Raw genomic sequence first — 21883 nt, forward strand, 5'->3', positions numbered from 1 at the left:
TGGCTCAGCGAGCCAGGGCAGGAGCTGATGACGCGGGACTTTCGCCTTCATGCAACTCATCGAAGGATCCCTTGGGTTCCTTGAGGAAGAAGAAGCAGAAGAAAGCCACGATCAGGCCTGCGATTCCCAGAATCTGGAAAAACGCACTGTTGGAGGCTGCGATCACCTCAGGGGAAGGATCCTTCCCTCCACCCATCCAGAGCGGCAGCAGGCTGAAAATGGTGAGGTACGTCACGGCGCCAACGTTGCCGTAGGCCCCAACCAGACCTGCCACCTGACCGGTGACGCGTCGCTTCACCAGCGGCACGAGGGCGAATGTTGCGCCTTCCCCTGATTGAACGAAGAAGGAAGCAAGCATGGTGATCACAACAGCAATGAAGATGCCTGTGGAACCGCTGAATGTGCCCGGTTTGATCAAGCTCATCACCAGATAGCCGATGCCGAGGCCGGCTGTGAGAAAGCCCATGGTGTTTTTTCTACTGCCGAGTTTGTCGGAGATCAGACCACCGGCTGGACGAGCGATCAGGTTCACGAAGGCGAAACAGGAGGCCAGGATTCCTGCTGTTGCTTTCGGCAGGTCGAATGTGGTTTCAAAGAACGTTGGCAGCATCGAAACCACAGCCAGTTCGGAACCGAAGTTCACGATGTAGGTGAGTTCGAGGATGGCCACCTGGCGGAACTCATAACGATCTTCCTTGGGATATACCTTGATTCCCATGATCAGATCACGGTTGGTGCGGATGATTCCCCAGGTCTGGAAGATGAACCAGACGAGTACAGCCAGCAGGGCCAGTGGATAAGTTCCAGCGTTCAGGAATCCAACTTTCTGGAGTCTCCAGCAGAGAACACAGAGGATTGCTGCGAAGGGAACATTCATGCCCAGCAATCCCCAGAAATCTCTCATCGACGTGACTTCAAGACCTGCAGTCTTTTCAGGGCGTTGATAGTCCTTTCCGGGAGGGGTGTCGGTGACGTTGAAGAAGTAAATCACGCCATACACGGCCGAGATGATTCCCGTTAATGCAATCGCTCCTCTCCAGTTCAGGGTGGCGCCAGTTGGCAGATCGAATCCACCGGAGAAGGAGAGATAGCCAGCCACTGCAACCAGGCTCAGCGCCGAAAAAGCGGAGCCGAAGTTGCCCCAGCCGCCATAGATGCCCTCTGCCAGGCCGATCTCTTTGGGTGGGAACCATTCGGCCACCATGCGAATCCCGATCACGAAGCCGGCGCCCACGATGGAAAGCAGCAGACGAGCCACCACCAGTTGATTGAAATCCTGTGCGGAGGCAAACAACAGGCAGGGAATCACCGAGAACACCAGCAGGGTGGAATAGGTGAGTCGAGGGCCGAATTTATCCAGCAACATGCCAATCAGCACACGAGCTGGGATGGTGAGCGCAACATTGCAGATTGCAACCGTGCGGATCTGACCAACCGTCAGTCCGAGATCCGCCTTCACTGTTGTGGCCAGTGGCGCCAAATTGAACCAAACGACAAAAGTTAAAAAGAATGCAAACCAGGTGAGATGAAGTGTTCGGTATCTCCCCTGGAATGACCAGAGTTCGCCAAGCATGGGGTTTGTTGGTGTGGAGATTCAAACCCCGGTGTCGAAAAGAAGGCACTCAGGATTTCAAAATGCGGCGCTCATGCAGACCGCCGGATAATTGCACCATTTGCCGGTTCCATGAATCGTTGCATCGGTTACAAAATTTCAGCCATGACAGGCCTGTGTCAATTATGTGTTTTTTTGATTCGGATCTTTTTGGTAGTTGTTGTAACTGCAATGTCGTTGGTCTGAGGTGTTACCAAGGCACAAGATCTTTGGCTCTATGTCTCGTCGTCTTCTGGGCGTTGTTCTTGCCGGTGGTGCCAGTCGACGCATGGGTGCAGACAAGGCTCTGCTCACCCATCCGGACGGATCGAGTTGGCTTGAGGCTCAGGTCCAACTGTTGCGCTCAGTGGGTCTTGAGGTTTGCGTGCTGACGGGTCATGGCCGTCATCATGCGCTGCTCAGTTCCTGCGAAGGTGTGACTGTTCAAGCTGAGCCCTGGCACCCGGCAGGTCCCCTCTGGGCCTTGAGCTGTGTGCTGCACGATCGTGATGATGAAGCGCTGCTCACGTTGCCTGTGGATATGCCGGGCTTGCGTTCTGAGGCATTGCAGCAGCTCATCCGTTGCTGGAGGCCGCAGCCATCCACGGCGCTTGTTGCCGATGACGGCTCCAGGCTCCAACACCTCTTTGGCATCTATCCATGCGGTGCGCTCTATCGCCAGGCGCTTGATGATGAGCTAACGGAGGGGAAGGCCCGTTGGCGCGGCTGGCTTGCACGCATACCCCATGAAACGGTGAACCTTCCTTCTGATCAGTTGGTCAATGTCAATCGGCCCATTGATCTGGCAGCGTTAACTGGATGATTGCCGGATCTGCCCCCACCGACCAGCGGGCTCGAGCGCTCGGGGTTCTGCGGATGTCGCTCACGGCACGCTGCAATCTGGCTTGTCCTTATTGCTGCCCCGACGCTGTGGATCCCCCAGGCCTGCTCAGCCTCGAGCAACAAGTGCGCCTGATTCGGGCTGCTTCCCGGTTGGGGGTCCACACCCTGCGGCTCACTGGAGGCGAACCGTTACTGAGCGATCGGTTGCTTCCGCTGCTTGAGCAGGTGGCTTTGGGACGTGCCACTCCCGGAGATCCTCTGCAGGGTCTGAGGCAGGTGGCTCTCACCAGCAACGGAGTCTTGCTGACGCAGGAGCGGGCCCGTGCTCTTCGCTCTGCAGGCCTCGAACGGATCACCATCAGTCTTGATGCGGTCGAGGGTGCGGTGGTCGCGCGCATGGCTGGTTTGCGCGGTGGCGAATCCGCTGGAAATCGTCTGATTCAGCAGGTGCTGGGGGGTCTTGAAGCAGCTCGTTCGGCCGGATTTGACCCCGCTGTCGGGGCTTTGAAGCTCAATGCGGTGATCCAGCGCGGCGTGAACGACGATCAGTTGATTCCATTAGCGAGGTTGGCGCGTCAGCAATTGCTGGAGCTGCGTTTGATTGAATACATGGATGTGGGTAATCGCAACGGCTGGGCCATGGAGCAGGTGCTGCCTGCAGCTGTGATGGTTGATCGCATCAGTCGCCAATGGCCGTTGTTGTCACTCGGTCGATCACCTGGTGGTACTGCCTTGCGCTGGCGTTACCGCGATGGCGTCGCTGCCATTGGTGTGATCGCCTCTATCAGTGAGCCGTTCTGCGGAGACTGCAACAGGCTGCGCATCACCGCTGACGGACAAGCCTTCACGTGTCTGTTTGCAGGGCAAGGAACGGATCTGAAACCGGCCATGACCAGTGATCATGACCTGGAGCGAGCGATCTGTACTCTCTGGCAGCGGAGGCAGGATCACTACAGCGAAGAAGGCCGAGCTGCTTCAGGGGCGGCACCTCGCGCGGAAATGGCTTACTTAGGTGGATGAACTGTGATCGGCGCCACTGTTTGAGCGGAAAAGTCTTGGTAAAAGCAGTTCAGTATTCGGGCCATGAATTGGCTCATCGGTGATGTTTAAACTGTTGTCTTATGAGCGATTTCGCGACACCCCTTCCGTGCGTTTTTTCGACGTTACGGTCGAAGCGTCGAATGATCATGACTATTAAAATTGCCACTATTTTTTCAAATATAGTTTATTTATTTTAGTCCAATAGTTGCTCTTTCCCAGAGGAGAGCCGTGCTGAGTGAAAATTATTATATTGCTCAGCACGACTGGCTTTCTTTCCCCGCTTAGGTCGCTATATTGCCCAGTTTTGAAATCATTTTTTGTTGTTTAAGAAGTACTCTATTTGCTGTATTAGTCGAAACAAACTAGCATAACTTGCTGTCGACTCCATTTGATCATTGAGTTGGAGGTTGTATCGATATATTCAGCTAGTTTGCCTTAACTTTGAAGCTGTTAATTTGCCTTTTGACTTTATGTCTTGGGTGTGGATGCTTCGACCATTGCCATAACATGTTTGCAGTGCTCCTCATAAAGAGCAGCACAGTCCCTTGCATCGATGTATCGCCATGCTGCGTGAGCGCCGTATGTGTTCCGGTACTCCGTCTCGCAACAAAAATTTTCTACAATTTCTGGAGGTGCTATAGCACGACCACTTGAGCTGATGTGTTTTGCAAAAAAGATGTCCTCTGCTTCATCTTGCGGAGATTCTTTGGAATGGTTGATACATATATCAGCCATAAGCTCTGGACTCCTAATACTTAGTCCGCCATTTCCGTTGATCAAGCCATCAGGCACGGAGCTGCAATAAATGCGAGATTCTGTGGTAGCTTCGATGCGATTGAGTGTTTCTGAGTATCTTGGAAATGAATGGGAGTCGTAGCGGTTCTTCGCCCAGGGAGAACCTACGTAATCATATTTGAAGTAATCAATATCGATAGGTTTAATCAGAAGGGTATCAGTTTGAAATATAAGAGCTTTTGAGTATCCCAGGCGTTGCCAGAAGTCAGCACTTTTCAAAAGTTGGTTGTATCCGTTCCAGCCAAACTCAGAACCTGTTTGCTCCAGGCAGTTGATTTCAACTAAGTTTCCCAGATCCTTGAATAAGGTCTTCATGCCATCCAATGCCTTGGGAGTCGTGTAAAGAGAGACTTTCCATCGTCGTATTCCCATTAACAAAGTATTGAGAACTGCGGCTCTTAACTGAGGTGTCGCCCGTTCATCAATGATGATTGCGCCAATATTTTCTTTTGACCAGGATTCTGAAAGCACATTTATATCCTCGGCTGATTTATTCCGTATCGATTGAACCCATGGTTCGAGAAACTGCATCTGAATGATTTGGCAGTGCGCGTTGAAAGCATTCACGCGATATCGTTCCAGACTTCTTAAGCGTGAGGGCATGGTGAATTTTTCAGCTGATGCTGAATTTTACTTCAGTTTAGCTTATGTCATATCAATCCTTCTTTCATGCTAATTCTCAGATTAAATTGATCTCAGGGCCAAGGTGCTGACCTATTTCGTTGATATAAAAATATTGCAAACTGCAAATTGTGGACGATCTTGCATTGATCACTCATAATTACATTAAGGTTGCCAATGGGTCTTTTGTCTTTAAATCATTTAGCAATTTTTCACCCTCCAGGGAGATTGGTTGATGTCAATAATCCTTTTGGGAAGGATGTCGCCAACGCGGCACTATATCGAGCATTGGTTCGTTGGGGAGATTTTGCCAGAGTTGATATTCTTAATCAGGCCAAAGTTTCTTCAAATGAACTTCGCAAGGATTTGTATGCTCTTGATCTCCAGGCTACTGATATTTGTTCAGTACCTACCAGTGAGATTGAATCGGTGAAATCGTCGGGGACCCTGCTCCGAGGTCAACCCTATCTCAGCGAGCTTGCCTGGTGGAGAAGATCTCAATGCTCAGATTCTAAATTTAGTCTTACCGGATTGATTCACACGGTTGCGCCAGCTCGGATACGTGAGCGTATCGGTGAGACGCTGTTTGCGCCTGTTCAGCCGTGGGATGCTTTGATCTGCACATCACCTGCAGTTCAGGACAATGTTCGGAATCTTTTTGACATGTATGAAGAATATGTTTTTGAACGTTTTGGAGGTCAATGTATTCAACGTCCTCAATTGCCATTGATTCCCTTGGCTGTTGATCTCCCTGAAGCATCTCCCGATGTGTCGGTAGAGTTTGCATCAAGACTCAGATCAAAATTACAGATCGATTCTGATGATATTGTTGTGTTATGGGTAGGAAGACTTTCCTTTTTTGAAAAGGCGTTTCCTCAGAGTATGTTTCTTGCTGTTGAACAAGCAGCATCGCAGACATCGAAGTCTGTGCATTTTTTAATGGTAGGCTGGTTTCCTCGAGGTGAAGATGATTACAAGCTTTATTTAGAAGCTGCTCAAAAATTATCACCCAGCGTAAAAGTTTCGTTTCTCGATGGTAATAAGCCAGAGGTGGTTTCTGCTGCCTGGAATATCGCAGACATCTTTTTGTCTCTCGTTGACAATATTCAAGAGACTTTCGGCTTGACTCCCCTCGAGGCCATGGCTTCCGGGTTGCCTGTTGTTGCTAGCGATTGGGACGGCTACCGGCTGACAATTCGTGATGAAATCGATGGCTTTCTTATTCCCACTTTGTTTCCAGAGTTGCAGGATCTTGGCATTGTGCTGGCTAACAGTCATGCCCTAGAACTAACCACATATCAAAATTATGTTGGCTCTTTGGCTCAACACATATCTGTGGATGTGCGTTCTGCTTCTCAAGCGCTTCTTTCTCTAATTGATTCACCATCATTGCGCAAAAGGATGGGTGAAGCTGGCCGTGCCAGGGTCAAGTCTACTTTTTCCTGGCCTGTGGTTGTCAGTCAGTACAAAGAATTATTCTCCGAGCTTGAATCATGTCGTCAGCATTATCAGGCTGAACATGATGACGCAGAGCCCACGTCTGTCAGAATTCATCCTTCCCGCGGGAATCCGTTTGTAGACTTCCTGAGATTCGCCACGGCAAGCCTTGGTGATGATGATTTTGTTCAATGTGGCGTAAAGCCAGACCAGTGGGATTTCAATTGGCAACAGCTTCAGAGCGTGAAGCTAAACAGTGCTTACAGCAATTTTCGTTTAAACAAGAAAGAGTTAGATCTTTTGAGGTCACATCTACAAAGCAAGCAATGTTGTTCTGTCCGTGAAATAAAAGATTTGTTTTTACCGTCTCGAGGGGAACACGTCTTGCTTACGCTCAGTTGGCTTTGTAAGTATGGGCTTTTGTCAATTGTCTCATAGTGTAATTGTGAATGTCATTCATCAATCTGATACTGAAGGTGCTGGTTGGTCTTGAGACCGCTCGTTTGGGTGGATTTGACCACGCTGCTGAGCCATGGAGCAGGTCCTGCCTGCAGCTGTGATGGTTGATCGCATCAGTCGCCAATGGCCGTTGTTGTCACTCTGTCGATCACCTGGTGGTACTGCCCTGCGCTGGCGTTACCGCGATGGCGTCGCTGCCATTGGTGTGGTCGCCTCCATCAGTGAGCCGTTCTGCGCAGGCTGCAACAGGCTGCGCATTACTGCTAACGGACAAGCCTTCACGTGTCTGTTTGCAGGGCAAGGAACGGATCTGAAACCGGCCATGACCAGTGATCATGACCTGGAGCGAGCGATCTGTACTCTCAATCAGCGGAGGCAGGATCATTACAGCGAAGAAGGCCGAGCTGCTTCAGGGGCGGCACCTCGCGCGGAAATGGCTTACTTAGGTGGATGAACCGTGATCGACGCCACTGTTTGAGCCGAGAAGTCTTGGTAAGAGCAGTTCAGTATTCGGGCCATGAATGAGCCCATCGGTGATGTTTGAACTGTTGTCTTATGAGCGGTTTCGCGACACCCCTTCCGTGCGTTTTTTCGACGTCACGGTCGAGACGTCGAATGCCCGTGACCTGGTGATTCACTCCGGTCCTGCCGTGAGTCCGACGGATGACCCGGAGACATGCGCCTGGCAGTTTTATATGCACCCCAATCAGGAAGATAATCTTCTGGCCGCCAGTGGAGGACGAACGTTTTATCTCGTGAATCTGGTCTGGAAGCAGCCGTTTCACATTGTTCGGCTTGAAAGTGGTGGCGACATCCTGCGTATTCCTCCGCGGACGTTTCACCGATCCATCTCTGATACGGATGGCTCTGTGGTGTTGAACCAGGCTGTTCGAAAGCCTGGAGTATCCCTTGCGCAGGAATTTCGCGTCTACAACAGTGCGAGGATTCCATCGCTGATGGCGGCAACGACATCGGCTCCCCAAACCCAGCTGTATGGGGTCAGCCCACTGCCTCAAGCGGCTTAAGTCAGATTTTTACAAGTCATTTTCAGCGAGTACGACTGGTATCAGCGCCAATTCAGAGGATGTAAGCAATACCCCGGTATTTCAACTCAACTGTTGCCCGTTGGGCTTCTGCCCGACGTGTTTGATAGACCTGCCGGCGATACGTGAGTTTGACAGCTGTTTTTTTTGCACACTCTTTGTGCTGGTCGTAGCTGTGGCTGCGATAGAGAAGTGTGCTCATGATCAGTTCTCCGAAGCAAGCTCAGGTCCCCGTTCCATGGCCTGAGTCGTACTGCGCTTCACCCGAGGATGAAGTGAACGTTGTGTCGTAACGACTACATATCGATTGTGATCGAGTCGATTGTTGTTTTGGTGTTCAAGCTCATGCCAGTTTCGAAAAGTTTTTGACTTAGTGACTGTTGATGTTTTGTAGCTGTTTGAACACATTCGTGAACAACTGGGTTCCACTCTTTTGCAGATTGCCGCCGAGTCGCTTCCAATCGTGGCGTAGCTTGTCGGCTCCGTTCCTTCCCATTGCGCTAACGATGTAAGCGGCGTCGGCTTGAATCCATCGCTCCAGGTTTGGTTCTGAAATCTCGAGGTGGCACTGAAGGCCGACGGCATGTCGGTCGATTTTGAACACCTGCTCTGGGCAGTGCAGTGACGAGCCAAGCAACGTTGCGTCATTGGGGAGTCGGATGCGGTCGCCATGCCAGTGCAGGACCAGTGCAGTGGGATCAAGGCCATCGAGTAGCGGTTCTTCGCTGTGGTTGACCTGCCAGTGGATGGCTCCAATGCCCAGTTCCTTCAGTGGTGCAGATGGTTCTCCCACGCTGAGCGGCTCCACCGATCCTCCTGCCGCCACGGCCAGCAGCTGGGCCCCCAGGCAGATTCCCAACACTGGTTTTTTCTGTTGATGCCAGCTCGACAGCCACTCCAGTTCATGCTGAAGCCAATCCATCCGCGGCTCGTTGCGCTGGTTCACCCCCATCGGTCCTCCAAGCACCACAGCAATGGTGTCTGGAGTGCTGGCCGGGTCGGGTAGTTGCTCTCCGAGATCTGGACGGATCGTCTGGATGCTCATTTCCCGTTGCATCGCGAGTTCACCGATCAGATCAGGACCCTCGTGATCAACGTGTTGAATCACCAGCAGGGAGTGATTCACAGCAGGAGGTAGCGCTGGGAGAGTGGCAGCACGTCGGCTGGCTCACAGCTGAGCAGCTTGTCATCAGCGAACACCTCGTAGGTCTGAGGGTCGACGCTCATCTTCGGCAGGGCGGAGTTGAGCTTCAGGGAGCTTTTGTTGACTTCGCGGGTGTCCGTCACCGCCATACAGGTTCGTTCAAGCCCTAACTGTCGTTGTAGATCGGCATCCATCGCAGCAGCGCTCATGAAGGTGAGGCAGCTGGGTGCAAGCGCCTTACCAAAAGCGCCGAACATCGGGCGGCCGTGCACTGGCCCCGGGGTGGGAATTGAAGCGTTGGCATCACCCATCTGAGCCCAGACAATCGAACCGCCCTTGATCACCAGCTCAGGTCGGATGCCGAAGAAGCCTGGCTTCCAAAGCACCAGATCAGCATGCTTGCCGGTTTCAATGGATCCCACTTCGCTGCTGATGCCATGGGCGAGTGCAGGATTGATGGTCACCTTGGCGATGTATCGCTTCAGTCGATGGTTGTCGTTGCGGTCGGTGTCTTCTGGCAGCGGGCCGCGCTGCACCTTCATCTTGTGAGCTGTCTGGAAGGTTCGGGTGATCACCTCGCCGACACGACCCATGGCCTGGGAATCACTGGCAATGATGGAGAAGGCACCAAGGTCGTGAAGAATGTCCTCTGCCGCAATGGTTTCGCGTCGGATCCGTGACTCGGCAAAGGCCACGTCTTCGGGAATCCTCGGGTCCAGATGGTGGCAGACCATCAGCATGTCGAGGTGTTCCTCGAGCGTGTTGGTGGTGTACGGCCGGGTGGGGTTGGTGCTACTGGGCAGCACATTGGTTTCCCCGCAGATTTTGATGATGTCAGGGGCGTGACCGCCACCTGCGCCCTCGGTATGGAAGGTATGAATCGTTCGGCCCTTGATGGCGGCAATCGTGTCTTCAACGAAACCGGCCTCGTTCAGCGTGTCGGTGTGGATGCAGACCTGCACATCCATCCGGTCGGCCACTGAAAGGCAGGCATCGATCGAGGCCGGTGTGGTGCCCCAGTCTTCATGCAGCTTGAGACCGCAGGCTCCCGCGCGCACCTGCTCTTCCAGTGCTTCGGGAGTGCTGGCATTGCCCTTGCCGAAGAATCCCAAGTTCACGGGAAGCCCTTCGGCGGCCTGAAGCATCCTGCCGATGTGGAACGCCCCTGGGGTGCATGTGGTGGCGTTGGTGCCGGTTGCCGGACCCGTACCTCCACCCATCAGGGTGGTAACGCCGCTGGCTAATGCCGTCTCAATCTGCTGGGGGCAGATGAAATGGATATGGGTGTCGATCCCGCCTGCTGTGAGGATGTGGCCCTCGCCTGCAATCGCTTCGGTGCCGGGACCCACCACGATTGTTACTCCCTCCTGTGTGTCGGGATTACCGGCTTTGCCGATACCAACAATGCGGCCGTCTCTGAGACCCACATCGGCCTTGATGATTCCCCACCAGTCGAGGATCACGGCGTTGGTGATCACCGTGTCAACGGCTCCTTTGGCCCGCGATGTTTGTGATTGACCCATCCCGTCTCGGATGACCTTGCCGCCGCCGAACTTCACCTCATCGCCATAGACGGTGTAATCCTTTTCCACCTCCAGGATCAGATCCGTGTCTGCAAGACGCAGGCGGTCTCCGGTTGTGGGGCCGTAGGTTTCGGCGTAGGCCTGTCGGGAAATGCGGTAGGGCATGGATCAGGCGTCAAGGGGGCCATTGATGAGACCGTTGAAACCAATCACCCGACGGGCACCGGCCAACGGAATCAGGTTGACGTCGCGACTGTCTCCCGGCTCAAAACGGATTGCCGTTCCGGCAGGGATGTCGAGTCGCTGGCCACGGGCAATGTCTCGGTCGAACTGGAGGGCTGCATTGGCTTCTGCAAAGTGGAAATGAGATCCCACCTGAACAGGCCGATCGCCACCGTTAGCCACGCTGATGGTCGTGGTGGGGCGGCCTGCGTTGAGTTCGATTTCGCCTGGTTCTGAGAGCAGTTCGCCAGGAATCAAAGGTGTCATAGGTCAGTTTTCAGCGGATCGGGTCGTGAAGCGTGACGAGCTTGGTGCCATCGGGGAACACAGCTTCGATTTGCACTTCCTGCACTAATTCGGCGACCCCTTCCATGACCTGATCGCGTCGCAACCATGTGGTGCCTGCTTGCATGAGCTCGGCCACGGTTTGTCCATCGCGTGCCCCTTCGAGGATCAGAAAACTGAGCCAGGCCACCGCTTCAGGATGATTGAGATGGAGGCCACGCTTGAGGCGTCGCTCGGCCAGCAGTGCTGCGGTCACGATCAGGAGTTTGTCTTTTTCCTGGGGACTGAGTTGCATTGGAAGCTTTGGTCCAATTCAGTGTGTCGCTGTTGGTCAGGACGCAAGGTTCGTAGTGAACAGTGATCCCTGCAACGGCTGTTCCTGTAGAGGCCAGACTCTTGGAATTCTTGGTGCTTTTAGGTTTCTCAAAAGACGGGTGTGTCTCCAAATGCGGCTGAACCAGTAACGGGCGTCTCTGCTTGATGGACCCACATAGCGGGCGACGAATCCCTGTTGGAGTGCACCACAGCGCATCTTTCCTTCGAGTCCCTTGCGATCATCATGCGCGCCATCGACTAACGCCTTGATGGTGTCGCCTTGCATCGGCATTGGTGCGGCCCAAACCAAAGATCCGAAGACTGGTTGGTGGTGCAGGCCATGCAGAGCGTCAAGGCTGGCATCTGCCAGCTCGATTCTGTCCACCAGTTCCCAGCGCTTTGGAGCTGACCTGTTTTCGCTTAGCCGTTGGATGCTCAAAGCAGAACGCCAGCGGCCTTGTTGCAGTGTTTCGCCAGCTGCCGTTCGGCCAAGACGAACAATTTCGGCCCCAAGGAATGAGGCGTTTTCTGGTAAGCGCACTGTGAGTTCTTGTTCATAGAGCGCGTCGGCATAGACCACGAGTTCCTGTGGCAGCCATTCCAAATCGCTGTTGCTGCTGAGTTGGCAGTTCACGTGTTGCTCTACCCAGGAGCCTTTCGGACTAAGACGGCTGCGGCCGATGGAGCCATAGACCTTTTGGGCCGCAACGCTGGTGATCAGGCTGCGGCAGTTGGTTCCGAGATCAAGTTCGATGTTGAGTCTGTCTCCGCCCACCAGTCCGCCAGCAGTGTGCAGAAGCGGAATCTCACGGCGTCCGTTATCACCGTTTTCGGCACGCAGCAATTTGAAGGGAGCACTACAGCCGCCTTGGTGGATGGTGCGATCACCTTGCTGCAAAAACTGCAGTCTGCAGTGACCTTGCCAAGGATCGAGGCGTTGCATCACACCAAAGTCGATGGCGGCCACCGATCACTCTGTAGCAAAACACACGAAAAGAAGGCTTCGGTCTTGGGCAGGCTCTGGATCAGTTTGGGCATGGTGGTGGTTGAACATGTGATCCTTCTGGAGCACCGCAACAGCGTTGAAGGTTGTTGTGGTGTGAGACCTGTGAATCGGATGCAATTGCCCCTAACAGCGGCGGAACGCAAGGTGTTCCGTGTTCTTCGCCGTACGCGTTGTGGACATGCGGTGTTGCTTCATCTACCTCGTGATGGAGCTTTGCAGCCTGGTGATCATCTTTTCGATCGGGAGTTCACCTTTCAAATTGATGTGATGGCGGCATTTGAACCTCTGTTGTCTGTTCGTGCTGACACCCCGCTCCAGCTGATGCAGGCCGCTTATCACTTGGGAAATCGACATGTGGCGCTTGAGCTGCATGAACGGGAGTTTTTTCTGCCTGAAGATGCTGTTCTGGCCTCAATGTTGAGGAGCCGTGGGCTTACGGTGACTTCCTGTGAAAAGCCTTTTCTCCCTGAGTGCGGTGCCTATGAGGCTGGTCATGCGCATGGTCATGGAAGCCCTTCGGTATGACATCGCTTGATTTACTCCAACTGGTCAGTCCTGCTTTGCCAGTTGGGGCGTTTAGTTACTCAGAGGGTTTGGAGGCTTTGATTCAGAGCTGTGAGCTGACTGACGAGGAGGGAATCGAGCAGTGGTTGATTGCTGAACTCCAGCAGGGAAATTTGCGTTTTGAGGCGGCAGCACTTCCACAACTAGTTGCTGATTTGAGGCGTTGGAAGGTCAACAAAGACTCTATGGCAAGGTGTCGGTTGATCGAGCTTGATAGCTGGCTGCTGGCAAACCGTGAAGCTGCCGAGGTGCGGGAACAGCAGTGTCAGATGGGGGGTGCGCTGCTTCAGCTTCTTGTCGAAATGAATCATCCCTTGCCAGAGCAGATATCACTGAGTTGGCCAGCGGCCTGGGCTTGGGCCTCAACGTCATTGCAGGTTCCAGAGAGAGACATGGTTGTGGGGTACCTCTACGCTTGGGTTGCCAATCAACTCAGTGCAGCAGTACGCCTAGTGCCTTTGGGCCCAACTCGCGCTCAAGTTCTTCAACAGCGTATGAAACCCAGGATTATTACTGCGGCTGAATGTTTGTCAGGCATGACTGAGTCGGAGTTGTGGTCCAGTGGTGTGGGCGCTTCTATGGCACAACTTGCGCATCGAGAGCTTTATTCCCGCTTATTTCGAAGTTGATGACTAGCAAGTTACGCGTTGGTATCGCTGGTCCTGTTGGCTCTGGTAAGACGGCATTGGTTGAAGCTCTCTGCTTGCGATTGCGAGAGCAACTTGAGTTGGCTGTGGTCACCAACGACATTTTTACCCAGGAGGATGCTCAGTTTTTGACTCGGGTAGGTGCTTTGGCACCAGAGCGTATACGCGGTGTGGAGACCGGTGGTTGCCCTCACACGGCCATCCGTGAAGATTGTTCGATCAATCGGGCGGCTGTGAATGAACTGGAGAACCAGTTCAGCGGCTTGGATTTGGTTTTTGTTGAAAGTGGTGGTGACAATCTTGCCGCCAGTTTCAGTCCTGAGCTGGTTGACCTCTGCATTTATGTGATTGATGTTGCAGCTGGCGATAAGATCCCTCGCAAAGGAGGTCCGGGAATCACAAGATCGGATTTTTTGGTGATTAACAAGACTGATCTTGCTCCTCACGTGGGTGCGAGCCTTGAAGTGATGGCACGCGACACAATTACGATGCGTAATGGTCGTCCATGGTGTTTTACCAATCTGCGTTCGGGTGACGGCCTAAACACAATCGAACAGTTTTTGTTGCGACAAATACCAATTTGATGTTACAACAGCTACCTTGCTAATTTTTACTCAGTCTGTGGAAAAGAAAATGTAGCAGCAGTCACAAATACTATTTAGGCAAGCGTTCATGGTTAGAAAGCTGACATGGTCGGCGCTAATCATTTAGTAAACGTGCAATGAATTTCTCGCTTTCAAAGCGCATCTTCGCCGGCCTTGCTGCCTCTGCTGTGGGTGTATCAGTCACAGCTTGCGGTGGCGGTGGAGGCGGAAGTAATACAGCTGGTAATTTTGATGGAGACATCAAAGTAGGTATTCTCCACTCCTTGAGTGGGACTATGGCCATCTCTGAAACCACATTGAAAGAAACTGAGGAGATGGCCATCAAAGAGATTAATGAAGCTGGAGGTGTGAAAATCGATGGCAAAAGTTACCGAATTGTGAGTACCTCTGAAGATGGTGCTTCTGATTGGCCAACATTTGCCGAGAAGTCTCAGAAACTGATTGATGCTGACGGTGTAGCTGTTGTCTTTGGTGGATGGACTTCCGCAAGTCGTAAAGCCATGCTTCCTGTCTATGAAGCAAAAGATCATTTCCTCTTCTATCCAATCCAATACGAAGGTCAGGAATGCTCCAAAAATATTTTCTATACCGGAGCAGTACCAAATCAACAAGCCGAACCAGCAGTTGACTGGCTTTTTGAGACTTTTGGCGACAAATATGGCAAGAAGGTCTACTTGGTAGGTTCTGATTACGTTTATCCAAGAACAGCTAACACCATTATTAAAGAACAGGTCAAGAGTCTCGGTGGCGAAACTGTTGGTGAGGATTACATACCCCTTGGTAATACTGAGGTTGCTCCTATTATTGCCAAGATCAAAAAGGAGTTTCCGGACGGGGGAATCATCATTAATACTCTAAATGGAGATTCTAACGTTGCCTTGTTTAAGCAATTCAAGGCCGCGGGAATCACGCCTGACAAATATCCAATCATGTCTTTCTCTATTGCTGAGGAAGAAATACGCCAGATTGGACCTGAGTATGTTGGTGGAACTTATGCCGCCTGGAACTATTTTATGTCCCTTGGGACTGAGGCTGCTAACAATTTCAACGAAGCTTTCCTGGCGGAATATGGTGACGATCGAGTCACTAATGATCCCATGGAGTCTGCCTATAACATGGTTTATCTATGGAAGGCTGCAGTTGAAAAAGCAGGAACTTATGAGGATCTTGACGCTGTCAGGACTGCATTGATTGGCATCAAACTTGATGCTCCCCAAGGACCGATTGAGATGTATCCAAATCACCACATTTCCCAAACAGTCCGAATTGGTGAAGCTCAAGACGATGGTCAATTCAAGATTCTTTGGGATAGCAAGACACCAGTCGCTCCAATTACCTGGAATCAATATGTTCCGGAGACAAAGGGTTACAAGTGTGACTGGACTCTTGATCGTGCTGACGCTGGCAAGTTCAAGATGTAACTATTACGTCTGAAATGATTTCTTAGATGGGCAACAATTATTTGAGGCCCATCTTTTTTTATATATGCACTCATGGAACTAATTTTTTCACAGCTTTTGGATGGCATCAGTATTGGAGCTGTTCTGTTGCTAGCTGCTACTGGTTTGGCAATTGTGTTTGGATTGATGGGTGTCATTAACCTCGCGCATGGTGAACTGATGATGGTTGGCGCGTACGTCACCTTTGTCGTTCAGAATTTATTCAAGCCTCTTGGGGATGGCATTTTTCAGCTCTATTACATCGTTGCCTTATTTTTTGCTTTTATCATTACGGCATTAGTTGGAGTTCTTCTAGAGAGGACTTTGATTCGACAGCTATACGGACGTCCTCTGGAAACATTGTTAGCTACATGGGGCGTCAGTCTTGTTTTAATCCAATTTATTCGAAGTGTCTCCACCAGTATGGCGATAGGTATTGTACTTGCGCTGGTTCTCGGCTTTGCGGCCAAAAAATACACACCTTTTAGCCTCCGTAAAGCATCGTTTTATCCCTATCTATCTGGTGTTTCATGGGTGATATCTGCCATTGTTGGCTTTATTGCGATTTCACTCATGTCTGAGTCAAAGGCTTTAGCAAAGCCTTGGTTTGGGCCTAGAAATATTGATGTCACTGCACCGAAGTGGTTACAAGGAAGTTGGGGATCAATTGCTGGAATTGAGCTTCCTGGCATTCGTATTTTCATCATTGTCTTAGCTGCTTTGTTGCTAGCTTTTGTTGCTTGGTTCCTAACCAAAAGTGTTTGGGGTCTTCGAATTCGAGCTGTTACTCAGAATCGCCAGATGAGTAATTGCCTCGGTATTCCAACAGATAGTGTCGACAGTATTACATTTGGAATTGGATCTGGCTTGGCTGGCGTTGCCGGTTCAGCCATCACTTTGCTTGGATCTGTTGGTCCAAATCTCGGTGCAGCATATATTGTGTCTTGTTTTATGGTTATTGTTTTGGGAGGAGTGGGAAATCTTGTTGGAACAGTGATTGCTTCATTAATGCTGGGTATTATTCAATCCATAATTGGATCCGGCTCCCTATTAATTGCTTTCCCAGATATGCCAGCAGCTGCAGCAGCAGTTGTTGAATTCTTTGCCACAACAAGTATGTCTTACGTTTTGATTTTTATATTTATTATTGCCTTTTTGCAGTTCAAGCCAACAGGGATGTTCCCTCAAAAGGGACGCTCTGTTGAGGTCTAATTTATTTTTTTCACCCCTTACTCATGAAACTCTTCCGTCAGCTAATCCCCTGGATTCTTCTTGCATTTGCTTTCTTTGTACTGCCAGCCATTCTGTCTCAGTTTCGACTGAATCTTTTCGGTCGTTATTTTTCACTTGCAATTGTAGCTCTTGGTATCGACCTTATTTGGGGATATACTGGTCTCTTAAGCCTCGGACAAGGTATCTTTTTTGCACTTGGTGGCTATGCCATCGCGATGCACTTATTGCTTGTAACTAATAATGACTTTACAACTGGCGCCAATGGACTTCCAAAGTTTTTTGAGAACTATGGTGTTGATAATCTCCCTTTTTTCTGGGAGCCATTCTGGTCTTTCCCAATTACTTTAATCGCGATATGGGTCGTGCCAGCGGTTATCGCTGGTTTGGTGGGCTATCTCATCTTTAGAAACAGAATTAAAGGTGTTTATTTTTCAATTATTACCCAAGCCACATTGATGGTTTTTTACCATTTTTTCAATGGGCAACAGAAGCTCGTTAATGGAACTAATGGTCTTAAAACCTCTACAACAGAAATTTTCGGCATGATCGTAGGCTCTGATGACGCGCAATTGTTGTTTTACCGCATTACTTTAATCCTGCTTCCTTTTGCCTTTCTTTTGTGCAGGTTTCTTACAACGGGACGTTTTGGGGATGCACTGATCGGTATTCGTGATGATGAAGCACGCGTGAGATTTTCAGGATTCAATCCTGTTCCATTTAAAGTAATTGTTTTTCTTGTGGCTGGCGGATTAGCTGGAATATCAGGTGCCTTATACACCGTTCAATCTGGCATTGTTTCACCCCAGTATATGGCTATTTCCATGTCAATTGAAATGGTGATTTGGGTTGCTGTGGGCGGGCGAGGAACACTAATAGGCCCAGTTATTGGTGCTGTTCTGGTTAACTATCTGCGTAGTCTTGTGAGTGAGGCTTTGCCTGAGGCTTGGCTTTTTGTTCAGGGTGGCCTTTTCATCTTTGTTGTTGTGTTGATGCCTGATGGCATCTATGGGTGGATTACCAAGGGTGGCTTGTCTTCCATGTTGGCTGCTTTTGGAATCACAAAAAGGTCCAAAACTTACCCCCGTATCGATGTTGACGAGCAGATTAACTTAGAGCCTAAAACTATTACCCAGAAATAAACGTATTCATTCATTGTTTTCTCTTTTCCCTTTTTACTATGCCAACGCCAATCCTTGAGTTGAATGACGTAAGTGTTGATTTTGATGGCTTTTTTGCTCTAACCGATCTTTCTCTTGCATTACATCCTGGAGAACTCCGGTCGATTATTGGTCCCAATGGTGCAGGAAAAACAACTTTTTTGGATGTTATCACCGGTAAGGTCAAGCCAACAAAGGGCTCCGTTTCTTTGCGTGGTCAGAGTATTCTCGGTTTGTCTGAGCAGAAAATTTCTCGACTTGGTGTTGGACGCAAGTTTCAAACGCCTCGTGTTTTTGAGAACCTTTCTGTGATCCGAAACCTTGAGTTTGCTGCTTCTCCAAACAAATCTCCTTTCAAGTTAATGTTCGAAACCTTGACTTCAACAGTGAAGGATGAAGTTCATCGCATTATGGATTATGTGGGTCTTGCACCTTATGCAAAAGCTGAGGCTGGATCTCTTTCCCATGGTCAAAAGCAATGGCTTGCTATTTCGATGCTTGTAGCACAATCTCCGGATGTGATTCTCTTGGACGAACCTGTCGCTGGTCTTACTGATGAAGAAACATCCAGAACAGCGGAACTCATCAAATCACTGGCGGGAGACCATACGGTTGTAGTTATTGAGCATGATATGGAGTTTATTCGAGACCTCGGGGCACCAGTTACTGTGCTACATCAAGGTCAATTATTGACCCAAGGAATGATTGAAGATGTAAAGCAGGATCCTAGAGTTATCGAGGTTTATCTTGGCCAGGCTGATGACCACTAATATTACTTAGCTGGCAACTTTAGTTATATAGATTTGCTCAACCATTCTTTTTGATTCCCATGAATTCCACTACTGCGTCACCACAGTCTATTCTGAATGTCTCGGATTTAAATGTTTATTATGGTGAAAGTCATATTCTGAGAAATGTGGATCTTCATATCCCAGTTGGAGAAATGGTCTGCCTGATTGGGCGAAATGGTGTTGGGAAAACTACTTTTTTGAAGACAATTATCGGACTGCTAAATCAGTCCAGTGGAAGTATTGACTACAGTGGCACATCTCTTATGTCGCAACCGCCTTATCAACGTGCCAGGCATGGTATTGGTTATGTCTCTCAAGGTCGCGATATTATTCCTCGTATTACTGTCAAAGAAAATCTACTTTTAGGAATGGAGTCGCTTCCCGGAGGTTTAGCGAAAAATCGGCATATTGACCCAATTGTTTTTGAGCTATTTCCAATTCTCGAACAATTTCTGAACAGGCGCGGAGGAGATCTCAGTGGTGGACAACAGCAGCAACTTGCAATTGCGCGTGCTTTGCTCGGCAAGCCCAAGTTACTACTGTTAGATGAGCCTACAGAGGGTATTCAGCCATCAATTATCCTTGATATTGAAAATGCTGTCGAGAGAATTGTTCGCGAGACTGGTATTAGTGTGCTGCTTGTTGAGCAACATCTTCACTTTGTAAAAAAATCAAGTTTTTATTATGCGATGCAGCGGGGAGGCATTGTTTCCAGTGGCCCAACAGGATCATTGTCTGATGCAGTGATTGATGAATTTCTAACTGTTTGATTTCGGATCTATTAACTGATGATAAAAATCAGACGACTCATCTGCTACCAGCGTTTATTTTTCTGAGAAGGCATGATCATTTTTTGATAGGTCTGGTGTTTTCAACTCGCACCTTTCTTTGATTCCATTCTCTCAATCCTGATACAAAAAAGCCTCAGGTTTAACCTGAGGCTTTCCAATTTAATTGCTTGTTGCCGTTATGTTTGTGCCATTACAGGTGTCTCTTCGGTTATTGAAGGGGCTTGTGAACTGTGTCCATTGCCTTTAGCTGGCAGAGGGCCTAGCTGAACTCCATTTGGATAATACTTCCAACCATCTCTTACCTTAATGTTGTCGTCCCAGGGCAGTTTGTACTCGCCATTTGCCAAGTCCTTCACCCAGGTCAAATAATTTTCTTTTTCACCGCCAGGCTTGCCTACATAAGCTCTGCAGCCTAGGTTGAAGATGTTGTTTTCAAGGGCCCAATTTTCTCTTGCCTTGTCAACAAGGCGAGGGAACAATTCAGCTGTCACGATCTCCCAAGGATTTCTTTGTCCTTGTTGAATTACGTTGCCATCGTAATTGCAGACAGTTCCTTCTCCAAAGTAGTAAAATACATTGTCATATCCAGCGAGATTTACAGAAATTGTGTACATCAGATTCTGCCAGGCATTGGTTTGGTTTGTCAGAATCCACTGATCATTTACCTGTGTTGAATAGCCTGAGATTCTGATATAAACATTGGCGCCTTTGTAGGCGGCCTCTCTCGCCAGCTCAGGGAACATTCCGTCATGGCAAATGCAAACTGCCAGTTTTGATCCCTTAGGACCGTCGCAGACAGGCATTCCATAGTTGCCTGGTGACCAAGGTTCAATGGGTACCCAGGGTTGCAGCTTTCTGTAGTGGAGAGCAATTTCTCCATCTGAGTTGATGATGATTGCTGTGTTGAATGGTGGCAGACTTGGATCATCGTTTTGTTCCATCAAGGAAAAGACGCCCCAGACATCGTTTTCTTTGCAGGCCTGACGGAACCTATCGATTTCCGGAGAATCGATCCTCAACAGCATTTCGTCATATGTCCAGATCTTGGTGTTCAGACCCTGTGTTGAGTATTCCGGAAAAACAATCAGGTCAAGATCTGGATAGCCAGCCTTGGTGTTGGCTAGGCAGGTGCAAATTTTATCGACTTGTATTTGGATATCTTCCGGTCCTGTAATTACAGGAACTGGATATTGAACCATTGCAGTAAGCAATGCTTCATCCCATGCGCTGACGCTTCCGGTACTAGCCATTGAAAAAAATAGTAGCCTTTAATATTGTTTCAGCTACAGAAGATTGGCTGAGTAGTCGATTTCACCATTTCTCGATTTGCCCAATTTCGTTTTCTCGAAGGTATCAATTTTTTTATTGGCCCAAGCAATATTAACCAGTTAGTTATTAATCGACTTCATCTAGGTCTTCTGTGTCTTGAGATACGGTGTCAAGCTTTTGTTTGCTGTTATTGCTGGATAGGGTGCATTTTGTATCGCTCCTTACTACTTTTCTTTTGTTTTGTTAGGCGTTGTCTGTACTTCGATATTGCTGTCGTCAAAAGCACCTTTGCGGCATAGGTTTTGGGCTAATCTTTTAGCCCATGACGGTGCTGATTCTTCACCCTTCGATAGTTGCTCTCCGTCAAACATTAATAACAACTGCCATTGCGTATTCCCACCCTCTTTTCCAGCCTCGCTGGGATCGCTGATTATTTTTCCGTATATGTTGTCGTATTCTGGCCAGCCCTGAAGGTCGGGCATGCTGCAGATGGCATTGACCTCATAATGCGAAATGTCGCCTGTGGTTGATTGATTCTTTACGCCACCGTCATAGAGTCCATTGGGCTGTCCAGGTTTAAATGGTGCAGTTAATATCACTTGAACTTCATTTGTTTTCACAAGTACATCTCCAACTTTTGCCTCGCTGACGGGTACTTCTTTGACAGAGCTTTGTGCGTCACCCACTTGGGTTGAACTGCAACCGTGAGCGATGCCGCATGTTGTCAAAATCACCACGCTCTTAATGAGCTGATTGCTTTTGTTTTTATTGATCCGGCGGGTTTTGAGGCTATCCAAAATTGTCAATGCTACAAATTGTATCAATTTGCCCCAAGAAGCTGATTTTATATTGCTCTTCTATCCATTTTGACTTTGTAGTTTCAGCTACAAAGTCGTTCACCTTTTCCTTGAATCGGTTGAGGCGCATTCAATCAGGCCATGGAACGGGGGCCTGGGATGATACGGAATTCCAAAATGGCAATTCTTACTTTCCGTGGTCATCGCTATGAGCCACGCGTTGGCATTGCGAGTAAGCCCTGTCAATCTCTCACCTACCGCAGAG

23 protein-coding genes and 1 pseudogene are annotated in these 21883 nt (G+C 49.6%); 14 read left to right on the forward strand and 10 right to left on the reverse strand.

Annotated features, from left to right (window positions below; all coding sequences use genetic code 11):
- Nucleotides 1–4: 4 nt before the first annotated feature.
- Complete coding sequence (locus SIB83_RS07535; protein ID WP_413404735.1) at nt 5–1573, reverse strand: NarK family nitrate/nitrite MFS transporter; 1569 nt, start codon at nt 1571–1573, stop codon at nt 5–7.
- Between the two features lie 256 nt (nt 1574–1829).
- On the opposite strand from SIB83_RS07535, the gene SIB83_RS07540 reads away from it, so the two are divergent.
- From SIB83_RS07540 to SIB83_RS07550, 3 genes and pseudogenes are all read left to right on the forward strand, one after another.
- Nucleotides 1830–2414 (forward strand): molybdenum cofactor guanylyltransferase, encoded by a 585-nt coding sequence (locus SIB83_RS07540; RefSeq protein WP_413745437.1) that lies wholly within the window; start codon nt 1830–1832, stop codon nt 2412–2414.
- Nucleotides 2411–3454, forward strand: coding sequence for a GTP 3',8-cyclase MoaA (locus SIB83_RS07545; protein ID WP_413404739.1), 1044 nt, complete (start codon nt 2411–2413; stop codon nt 3452–3454). The genes SIB83_RS07540 and SIB83_RS07545 overlap by 4 nt, the downstream gene beginning before the upstream one ends.
- 82 nt (nt 3455–3536) lie before the next feature.
- A pseudogene (locus SIB83_RS07550) lies at nt 3537–3626 on the forward strand (redox protein); the annotation flags it as partial.
- Nucleotides 3627–3943: 317 nt separating this feature from the next.
- Here the strand turns inward: SIB83_RS07550 and SIB83_RS07555 are convergent.
- Nucleotides 3944–4873 (reverse strand): DUF5672 family protein, encoded by a 930-nt coding sequence (locus tag SIB83_RS07555; protein WP_413745438.1) that lies wholly within the window; start codon nt 4871–4873, stop codon nt 3944–3946.
- Between the two features lie 195 nt (nt 4874–5068).
- Here SIB83_RS07555 and SIB83_RS07560 point away from each other — a divergent pair, with 195 nt between their 5' ends.
- From SIB83_RS07560 to SIB83_RS07570, 3 genes are all read left to right on the forward strand, one after another.
- The gene (locus SIB83_RS07560) at nt 5069–6766 is read left to right on the forward strand and encodes a glycosyltransferase family 4 protein (protein WP_413745439.1); all 1698 of its coding nucleotides are present in this window, start codon (nt 5069–5071) and stop codon (nt 6764–6766) included.
- 94 nt (nt 6767–6860) lie between these two features.
- Complete coding sequence (locus SIB83_RS07565; RefSeq protein WP_413745440.1) at nt 6861–7241, forward strand: hypothetical protein; 381 nt, start codon at nt 6861–6863, stop codon at nt 7239–7241.
- Nucleotides 7242–7323: 82 nt separating this feature from the next.
- Complete coding sequence (locus SIB83_RS07570; RefSeq protein ID WP_413747326.1) at nt 7324–7812, forward strand: redox protein; 489 nt, start codon at nt 7324–7326, stop codon at nt 7810–7812.
- Nucleotides 7813–7864: 52 nt separating this feature from the next.
- Here the strand turns inward: SIB83_RS07570 and SIB83_RS07575 are convergent, their stop codons facing one another.
- From SIB83_RS07575 to SIB83_RS07600, 6 genes are all read right to left on the reverse strand, one after another.
- Nucleotides 7865–8032, reverse strand: a complete 168-nt coding sequence (locus SIB83_RS07575; protein ID WP_413745441.1) for a DUF4278 domain-containing protein — start codon at nt 8030–8032, stop codon at nt 7865–7867.
- 168 nt (nt 8033–8200) lie between these two features.
- Entirely contained in the window at nt 8201–8956 is a 756-nt protein-coding gene (locus SIB83_RS07580) for a type 1 glutamine amidotransferase (RefSeq protein ID WP_413745442.1), read from the reverse strand.
- The gene (ureC, locus tag SIB83_RS07585) at nt 8953–10662 is read right to left on the reverse strand and encodes an urease subunit alpha (protein WP_413745443.1); all 1710 of its coding nucleotides are present in this window, start codon (nt 10660–10662) and stop codon (nt 8953–8955) included. The genes SIB83_RS07580 and ureC overlap by 4 nt, the downstream gene beginning before the upstream one ends.
- A gap of 3 nt (nt 10663–10665) precedes the next feature.
- Nucleotides 10666–10986, reverse strand: a complete 321-nt coding sequence (locus tag SIB83_RS07590) for an urease subunit beta (RefSeq protein ID WP_413745444.1) — start codon at nt 10984–10986, stop codon at nt 10666–10668.
- A 10-nt stretch (nt 10987–10996) separates the two neighbouring features.
- Entirely contained in the window at nt 10997–11299 is a 303-nt protein-coding gene (locus SIB83_RS07595; protein ID WP_413404763.1) for an urease subunit gamma, read from the reverse strand.
- A gap of 36 nt (nt 11300–11335) precedes the next feature.
- Nucleotides 11336–12262, reverse strand: a complete 927-nt coding sequence (locus SIB83_RS07600; protein WP_413747327.1) for an urease accessory protein UreD — start codon at nt 12260–12262, stop codon at nt 11336–11338.
- Between the two features lie 93 nt (nt 12263–12355).
- Between SIB83_RS07600 and ureE the strand changes: the two genes are divergently transcribed.
- The 8 genes from ureE (at nt 12356) to urtE (ending at nt 19531) form a co-directional block, all read left to right on the forward strand.
- Nucleotides 12356–12850 (forward strand): urease accessory protein UreE, encoded by a 495-nt coding sequence (ureE, locus tag SIB83_RS07605; RefSeq protein WP_413745445.1) that lies wholly within the window; start codon nt 12356–12358, stop codon nt 12848–12850.
- Nucleotides 12847–13518 carry an urease accessory protein UreF gene (locus tag SIB83_RS07610; protein WP_413745446.1) on the forward strand — a complete coding sequence of 224 codons (672 nt, stop codon included), beginning with the start codon at nt 12847–12849 and terminating at the stop codon, nt 13516–13518. The genes ureE and SIB83_RS07610 overlap by 4 nt, the downstream gene beginning before the upstream one ends.
- Nucleotides 13518–14120 carry an urease accessory protein UreG gene (gene ureG, locus SIB83_RS07615; RefSeq protein WP_413745447.1) on the forward strand — a complete coding sequence of 201 codons (603 nt, stop codon included), beginning with the start codon at nt 13518–13520 and terminating at the stop codon, nt 14118–14120. The genes SIB83_RS07610 and ureG overlap by 1 nt, the downstream gene beginning before the upstream one ends.
- A gap of 137 nt (nt 14121–14257) precedes the next feature.
- Nucleotides 14258–15562, forward strand: a complete 1305-nt coding sequence (gene urtA / locus SIB83_RS07620) for an urea ABC transporter substrate-binding protein (RefSeq protein WP_413404771.1) — start codon at nt 14258–14260, stop codon at nt 15560–15562.
- Between the two features lie 72 nt (nt 15563–15634).
- Nucleotides 15635–16792 (forward strand): urea ABC transporter permease subunit UrtB, encoded by a 1158-nt coding sequence (gene urtB / locus SIB83_RS07625; protein WP_413745448.1) that lies wholly within the window; start codon nt 15635–15637, stop codon nt 16790–16792.
- 23 nt (nt 16793–16815) lie between these two features.
- Entirely contained in the window at nt 16816–17952 is a 1137-nt protein-coding gene (urtC, locus tag SIB83_RS07630) for an urea ABC transporter permease subunit UrtC (protein WP_413404775.1), read from the forward strand.
- 38 nt (nt 17953–17990) lie between these two features.
- Nucleotides 17991–18740 (forward strand): urea ABC transporter ATP-binding protein UrtD, encoded by a 750-nt coding sequence (gene urtD, locus SIB83_RS07635; RefSeq protein WP_413745449.1) that lies wholly within the window; start codon nt 17991–17993, stop codon nt 18738–18740.
- A 59-nt stretch (nt 18741–18799) separates the two neighbouring features.
- On the forward strand, nt 18800–19531 hold the full coding sequence (gene urtE, locus SIB83_RS07640) for an urea ABC transporter ATP-binding subunit UrtE (RefSeq protein WP_413745450.1): 732 nt from the start codon (nt 18800–18802) through the stop codon (nt 19529–19531).
- Nucleotides 19532–19728: 197 nt separating this feature from the next.
- Here urtE and SIB83_RS07645 read toward each other — a convergent pair whose 3' ends face one another.
- Nucleotides 19729–20802: a formamidase gene (locus tag SIB83_RS07645; RefSeq protein ID WP_413745451.1), complete on the reverse strand. Its 1074-nt coding sequence runs from the start codon at nt 20800–20802 to the stop codon at nt 19729–19731.
- A gap of 243 nt (nt 20803–21045) precedes the next feature.
- Entirely contained in the window at nt 21046–21618 is a 573-nt protein-coding gene (locus SIB83_RS07650) for a hypothetical protein (protein ID WP_413745452.1), read from the reverse strand.
- Nucleotides 21619–21883: the final 265 nt, after the last annotated feature.

The sequence above is a fragment of the Synechococcus sp. MIT S9507 genome (assembly GCF_047304715.1).
In the GTDB taxonomy this organism is placed as follows: Bacteria; Cyanobacteriota; Cyanobacteriia; order PCC-6307; family Cyanobiaceae; genus Synechococcus_C.